Source organism: Microbacterium sp. LCT-H2, from assembly GCF_001866135.1.
Lineage (GTDB): Bacteria > Actinomycetota > Actinomycetes > Actinomycetales > Microbacteriaceae > Microbacterium.
Genome location: NZ_MODW01000002.1, coordinates 833,822 through 840,261, shown reverse-complemented (window position 1 = coordinate 840,261; position 6,440 = coordinate 833,822). Strand labels below are relative to the sequence as shown.

The following is a 6,440-nucleotide window of genomic DNA, read 5'->3' as shown; positions in this document are numbered from 1 at the left end:
CGTGTAGAAGATGACCGCGGCCTCGTCAGCGGTGAACATCTCGTCCGAGAAGACGCGCACCGCACGGGTTCGACTGATCGGAATCAGCGTCGTCGTCCCGTCGAGAGGCTCGCCACGCCCTACCGTGTACAGGTGGGTCTCGCCGTCAGGCGCGGGGAGGCGCACTTCCACGGTTATCTGATGGGCTGAACCGGCCGCCTGGATGAAGGAGTCGGTCAGAAGCTTCTGGAATCCAATGATGCTAGACGGGTCCGCGCCACGCCAGATGCTGTACGTGAACTCACTCACGCCGTCCAAGCGGCCGAGCATGAGGCGCAAGTGATCTACGACGGGGCGCCTGTTCTCTGTGATCCACCCCATCTGACCCGTTGTGAACTGCTGGCCGTGCGTCCTGCTTGAGGTCACCGCAGTCTCCTCTCTCCCGAGAACGCAGCGAGCTGCGCGACCGTGTCGGCGATCGCGTCGTGACGGGCGGCGACCCTCATGTCGCGTCGTCCTCGGTGGGGTCGGGGACGCTCATGTCGATCTCGCGGAGCGTGTAGGGCTGGGCGACTTTGTCGGTGAGGAAGTAGGTATAGAAGATCACCGCGGCTTCGTCTGCTGTGAACACCTCGTTGGGATGCACGGTGGTGGAGTACCGTCCGTCATCCCAGTGGATGACCTCGGTGGGCTCGCCGGACATGTCCGCGCCCGGACGCCCGACGACATACTGATGCGCGGTGCCGTCCGGATCGACATAACGGACCTCGATCGTGAGGGCTTCTGCTGTCCCGGCACACTGGATGTACTCCTCGCTGAAGGGGATGCTGTCCAGGAGGTCCGCGCCCTCCGGGGCGCGCCACAGGCTCCATGCCCATGTTGAGGACCCGTTGAGCTGACGCAGCGAGAACTGGATCTGTTCCTGGTACGGCCGGAAGTAATCGACCAGTGCGCCGCGAGTATCGTCATTGATCTGACGGATATGTGTCGGTTGACTCAATTCACGGTCTCCAGAATTACTCGAGTGATTGTGATTCTCTCCCCATTCAGGGTGGCGGTCGCTGGTCGTTCGGGGCTCACGGTGGCATCGAAGCCACGTTGGGCTGCATCGCGGCTGCCCGTGCCGCCCTTGATCTCGATGCCGGTGTACGTCCCGTCGGCGTTCTCGATGAAGCCATCGTAATAGCGAACTTGGTCTGAGGTCGCTTGGGGATTGTGGTGATACCCCTGGATGGTCGCGCGGATCTTGTTGCGGATAACATCCTTGCCGGTGTCCTCGGCGACACGATCGAGTCCGGTCTTTTCTGTGTCGACCCAGGGGCGTTTGCCGTCGCCGTTGTACTGGCCGAGCACGTTCCGTCCGCCGTGCGTGGGGTGTGGGGCGGGGCGCTCAGGAGGATTCTGAGCGGACTCGTTCGCCCACCTGCCGGCAGCGTGTCCGGCTGCGGTCAGGCCGGCCGCGGCTACGCCGGCGCCAGCCCAGGCCAGACCACCCCCAGGGACGGCGCCGACGCCGGTTACGGCGACCGCTCCGCCGCCGCCCATCATGGCCCCGCCGCCGATGACCAGGGCGGCTCCGCCGAGGAGTTCGAGGATGATGTCCGGGTGCTCCCACAGCGTCTGTGCGGAGACGGCGAGCATGTCCATCGTGGCCTGGAACGGCTGCACGACAGCGAGAGTGAACACCACCTCGGTGACGGCATGCTGGGCTGCGGTTGCGACCTCAGCCTCGGTGAGCGGCATGCGCGCGGCCTCTGCAGCCTGGTCCAATCGGACTGCGCAGTCCCGGGCGAAGACCTCCAGCGTCGCCCGGGCGTTGAACAGCACCTCTCTGGCCTGTTCATGCGCCGCACCGGACGGGTCGACGAACGGCACCTCCACCTCCGGGTGCCGTAGGCCCTGCCCGACCCGAAGCTCGCGGACGTAAGCGCGGTGCGCGGCCAGTGCCCTGGCGGCCTGCTGCTCGGCCTCGTCCCACAGGGTGATGGCGCGCGCGGCCTCCTCCTGCGCCCACTCCAGCGCATCCGCCCAGGTGAACAGGGCCTGAGCGCCCTCGCGGAGCCCGTCGCCCGCGTTCGACCAGTGCAGCAGCTGACGGTCGAAGCGCGTCAGGTAGGCGTCGTAGGCCTCGCCGGTCCAGGTGCCCTCATCGTCGAGCGTCGCGAGCTGGTCGTGCACCCGTGCCGCAGCCACGCCGTGTGCCTTCCATGCCTCGGCCGTCGCCCTGACCTCGCCGGGGGAGCCGGGAATGAGCGCGGCGGCGGAGCGGGTCTGCCCGAGCTCCATCACTCTTCCCAGATCATCGCGTCGACCTCGGCCTTCGCGGCATCCGTCCCCTCGTCGAAGACCCGGGCCGTCGTCGCCAAACGCTCGGTGAAATCGTCGGACTCCGTCACCCGGGCTGCGAGGCCCGCAGACCAGGCATCGGCGAACCGCTCAGAGGCTGCGACCACCCACTCGTGGCCGGCGCTCGTCGGCGGGGCGAGGTCGGTCGACCCGACGTCGGCGATGATGCGTCGCGTCTTCGCCGCCATTGCCCGCAACACGTCCGTGTCGACCTCATAGTCCTGCGACATGCCGCCCTCTTCCTGCGAGCCCCCCGGCTGCGGGATCGAGCATAGGTGAAGACAGGGTCAGAAGACAGCGATATGTCTGGATTCGTGAATGAAAGCACCTCGAACGAGTACGGAGGGGTAGGGCTGCCGTCATCTCCCGGCCCCGGACGGCGAAAGAGCCCGCCCCCAGATGGGGACGGGCTCTGTCGCGATCCGCGGTCGGCTCAGACTCCGAAGTACAGCTCGTACTCGAACGGGTGCGGGCGCTGAGCGATCGGCAGGATCTCGTTCTCGTACTTGTAGGAGATCCAGGTCTCGATGAGCTCCTCGGTGAACACGCCGCCCTCGAGGAGGAACTGGTGGTCGGCGCGGAGCGCCTCGAGCGAGTCCAGCAGGGAGTTCGGCACCTGCGGGATGTTCTTGGCCTCCTCGGGCGGAAGCTCGTAGAGGTCCTTGTCGACGGGCTCGTGCGGCTCGATGCGGTTCTTGATGCCGTCGAGGCCCGCCATGAGCTGCGCGGCGAAGGCGAGGTACGGGTTGCCCGAGGCGTCGGGGGCGCGGAACTCGATGCGCTTGGCCTTCGGGTTCGAGCCCGTGATCGGGATGCGGATCGCGGCGGAGCGGTTGCCGGCCGAGTAGACCAGGTTGACCGGAGCCTCGAAGCCCTTGACCAGACGGTGGTAGCTGTTCAGCGTCGGGTTGGTGAAGGCGAGCAGTGCCGGCGCGTGCGCCAGGATGCCGCCGATGTACCACCGCGCGATGTCGCTGAGCTGACCGTATCCGGCCTCGTCGTAGAACAGCGGCTTGCCGTCGTTCCACAGCGACTGGTGGGTGTGCATACCCGAGCCGTTGTCGCCGTACAGCGGCTTCGGCATGAAGGTGGCGACCTTGCCCCACTCCTCGGCGGTGTTCTTGACGATGTACTTGAACTTCAGGATGTCGTCGGCCGCGTGCACCATGGTGTCGAAGCGGTAGTTGATCTCCTGCTGGCCGGCCGTGCCCACCTCGTGGTGGGAGCGCTCGAGGATGAAGCCCGCATCGATGAGCTTGAGGGTGATGTCGTCGCGCAGGTCGGCCGTCTTGTCGACCGGGCTGACGGGGAAGTAGCCGCCCTTGTAGGGGGTCTTGTTGGCGAGGTTCCCGCCCTCCTCCTCGCGGCCGGTGTTCCACGCGGCCTCCTCGGAGTCGACCTTGTAGAAGCTCTCGCCGGCGGTCACGGAGTAGCGCACGTCGTCGAAGATGTAGAACTCGGCCTCGGGGGCGAAGAACGCGGTGTCGGCGATGCCGGTGGAGGTGAGGTACTTCTCCGCCTTCTTCGCGACCTGACGCGGGTCCTTCGAGTAGATCTCGCCGGTGCGCGGGTTGTAGATGTCGAAGATCATCACGAGGGTGCTCGCCTCGCGGAAGGGGTCGATGTACGCCGTCGTCACATCGGGGATGAGCTGCATGTCCGACTCGTGGATGCTGGCGAAGCCCCGGATGGAGGAGCCGTCGAACAGCTGTCCGTCCGTGAAGAAGGCCTCGTCGACCGTCGCCGCAGGGATGTTGAAGTGCTGCTGCACACCAGGGAGGTCGGTGAAACGGATGTCAAGGAATTTGACGTCGTTCTCCTTGATGTAGGCCAGTACCTCGGACGAATCTTTGAACATGTACGACTCCTGTGATGCGGATCGATGGCTTCGGGGCCACTTTGCACAGTACGGACGGGGGATTTCTCCACGGTATCCGCTTTGTTTCGTCCGTGTTACAGCGTGAGCAGGATCGGAGGGCATCCACAGCCTCGGTAGGCTGGAGGGGTGACGGATGCTGTGAACACGTACCCCGGTGAGCGACTCGGACTCCCGGAGTCCGGACCGGGGAGCATCGGCCGCCCCGGACGCCGGATCGGCGCCCTCGCGATCGACTGGACGGCAGCCGTCATCCTCTCCGTCGCGTTCTTCCAGTACGACCCGTTCGCCACGCTGCTCATCTTCGGCGTCGTGCAGATCCTCTTCATCCCGACCGCGGGCGGCAGCCCCGGGCACCGCATCCTCGGCATGCGCGTCGTCCGTCTCGACGGCGGATGGATCGGTCTGTGGCGCCCGATCGTGCGCACGCTGCTGCTCCTGATCGTGATCCCGGCCGTGGTGTGGGATCCGGATCAGCGCGGTCTGCACGACAAGGCCGTGGGAACGGTCCTCATCCGCGCCTGACGCTCAGGCGCGGCCGCGGTTGCGCCGGCGTGCCTCACGGGGTGCACGGCCGCCGAGGAAGGAGCGCGCCGGATCCACGACGTAGCCGCGGCGCAGCGCTTCGCGGCCGATCAGCATGCGGAAACCCATCTCGTCCCGGTTGCTCAGGGTCACCTCGGCCATCACCTCGCGGTCAACGAGCCGGATCATCAGCTGCACGACGAGACGCTCCTGCGCGTGCCCGGACGAGCTCCGGACGGCCCGGCGGTCGTGGATGGGGGACTCCACCACGACAGCGTCTTCCTGGCTGTCCTGCCAGGGCTTCACGCGGAAACGCACCCAGGCCTCGCCGTCGCGCTCGAACTCCTGGATGTCGAATGCATGCAGGGACGAGGTGCGGGCGCCGGTGTCGATCTTGGCCTTGATCCAGTCGACGCCGAGATCGGGCAGGCTCACCCACTCGCGCCACCCCGTAAGGGTGTTTGAATGGGTAGACCTACTCACCTGATACATCCTGGCAGGAAATCCCCCGTGAAGATCGCAGTGCTGTCCCGTGCGCCGCAGGCGTACTCCACCCAACGCCTCCGCGCGGCCGCACTGCAGCGTGGCCACAACGTGAAGGTGCTCAACACGCTGCGCTTCGCGATCGATCTGACCTCCGACGAGCCCGACCTGCACTACCGGGGCCGGCAGCTCAGCGACTACGACGCGATCCTGCCCCGCATCGGCAACTCGATCACGTACTTCGGCACCGCCGTGGTACGGCAGTTCGAGCAGATGGACGTCTACACCCCGAACACGGCGAACGGCATCTCCAGCGCGCGCGACAAGCTCCGGGCGAACCAGATCCTCTCCCGGCACAACATCGCGATGCCGCCGACCGCCTTCGTGCGCAACCGCGCCGACGTGCGACCGGCGATCGAGCGCGTCGGCGGCGCTCCCGTGGTGATCAAGCTGCTCGAGGGCACCCAGGGCATCGGCGTCATCCTCGCGCCTCAGGTGAAGGTGGCCGAGGCCATCATCGAGACGCTGCACTCCACCAAGCAGAACGTGCTCATCCAGAAGTTCATCGCCGAGAGCCGGGGGCGCGACATCCGCGCGCTCGTCGTCGGGGACCGCGTGGTCGCGGCGATGCGGCGCTCGGCGGCCGGAGACGAGTTCCGCTCGAACGTGCACCGTGGCGGCTCGGTCGAGGCGATCGAACTCGACCCGGTCTACGAGCGGGCCGCCGTGCGGTCGGCCCAGATCATGGGGCTCCGCGTCGCCGGCGTGGACATGCTGGAGGGTGACGAGGGACCCCTGGTGATGGAGGTCAACTCCTCTCCGGGCCTGCAGGGCATCGAGACCGCGACCAAGCTCGACGTCGCGGGCGCCATCATCGACTACATCGCCGGTCAGGTGGCCTTCCCGGAGATCGACGTGCGGCAGCGCCTCACGGTCTCCACCGGATACGGCGTGGCCGAGCTCATGGTCCACGGCGCCGCGGATCTCGTCGGCAAGACGCTGGGAGAGGCGGGCCTGTGGGAACGCGACATCACAGTGCTCACGCTGCACCGCGGGGTGAGCGTGATCCCGAACCCGCGCAAGCACGTGGTCCTCGAACCCGACGACCGCCTGTTCTGCTTCGGCAAGCTCGATGAGATGCGCTCGATGATCCCCGAGCGTCGTCGCCGGCGGGCGAAGGTGCGCCGCCTCCCCAAGCAGCCGCTCTCGGAATGAGAGAAGCGCGGCCGCC

Annotated in this window: 8 protein-coding genes; 2 read left to right on the top strand and 6 right to left on the bottom strand. The window is 66.8% G+C overall.

Annotated features, from left to right (window positions below; translation table 11 throughout):
• The 5 genes from BK819_RS08465 to glnA form a co-directional block, all read right to left on the bottom strand.
• The coding region (locus BK819_RS08465; RefSeq protein WP_071328705.1) for a hypothetical protein at positions 1-405 on the bottom strand (405 nt) is incomplete at its 3' end.
• Between the two features lie 76 nt (positions 406-481).
• A complete protein-coding gene (locus BK819_RS08460) occupies positions 482-979 on the bottom strand; it encodes a hypothetical protein (RefSeq protein ID WP_071328704.1) in 498 nt (165 codons plus the stop codon).
• Positions 976-2,265: a WXG100 family type VII secretion target gene (locus BK819_RS08455; RefSeq protein ID WP_071328703.1), complete on the bottom strand. Its 1,290-nt coding sequence runs from the start codon at positions 2,263-2,265 to the stop codon at positions 976-978. The genes BK819_RS08460 and BK819_RS08455 overlap by 4 nt, the downstream gene beginning before the upstream one ends.
• A complete protein-coding gene (locus tag BK819_RS08450; protein WP_071328702.1) occupies positions 2,265-2,555 on the bottom strand; it encodes a hypothetical protein in 291 nt (96 codons plus the stop codon). Before BK819_RS08450 ends, BK819_RS08455 begins: the two co-directional genes overlap by 1 nt.
• Before the next feature lie 203 nt (positions 2,556-2,758).
• Positions 2,759-4,183 carry a type I glutamate--ammonia ligase gene (gene glnA, locus BK819_RS08445; protein ID WP_025103592.1) on the bottom strand — a complete coding sequence of 475 codons (1,425 nt, stop codon included), beginning with the start codon at positions 4,181-4,183 and terminating at the stop codon, positions 2,759-2,761.
• 147 nt (positions 4,184-4,330) lie between these two features.
• Here glnA and BK819_RS08440 point away from each other — a divergent pair, with 147 nt between their 5' ends.
• Positions 4,331-4,726 carry an RDD family protein gene (locus BK819_RS08440; RefSeq protein WP_071328701.1) on the top strand — a complete coding sequence of 132 codons (396 nt, stop codon included), beginning with the start codon at positions 4,331-4,333 and terminating at the stop codon, positions 4,724-4,726.
• Positions 4,727-4,729: 3 nt separating this feature from the next.
• On the opposite strand, the gene BK819_RS08435 is transcribed toward BK819_RS08440, so the two are convergent.
• A complete protein-coding gene (locus BK819_RS08435) occupies positions 4,730-5,218 on the bottom strand; it encodes an ATP-dependent zinc protease (RefSeq protein WP_036292426.1) in 489 nt (162 codons plus the stop codon).
• Between the two features lie 18 nt (positions 5,219-5,236).
• Between BK819_RS08435 and BK819_RS08430 the strand changes: the two genes are divergently transcribed.
• Positions 5,237-6,424: a RimK family alpha-L-glutamate ligase gene (locus tag BK819_RS08430; protein WP_060923121.1), complete on the top strand. Its 1,188-nt coding sequence runs from the start codon at positions 5,237-5,239 to the stop codon at positions 6,422-6,424.
• Positions 6,425-6,440 lie beyond the last annotated feature (16 nt).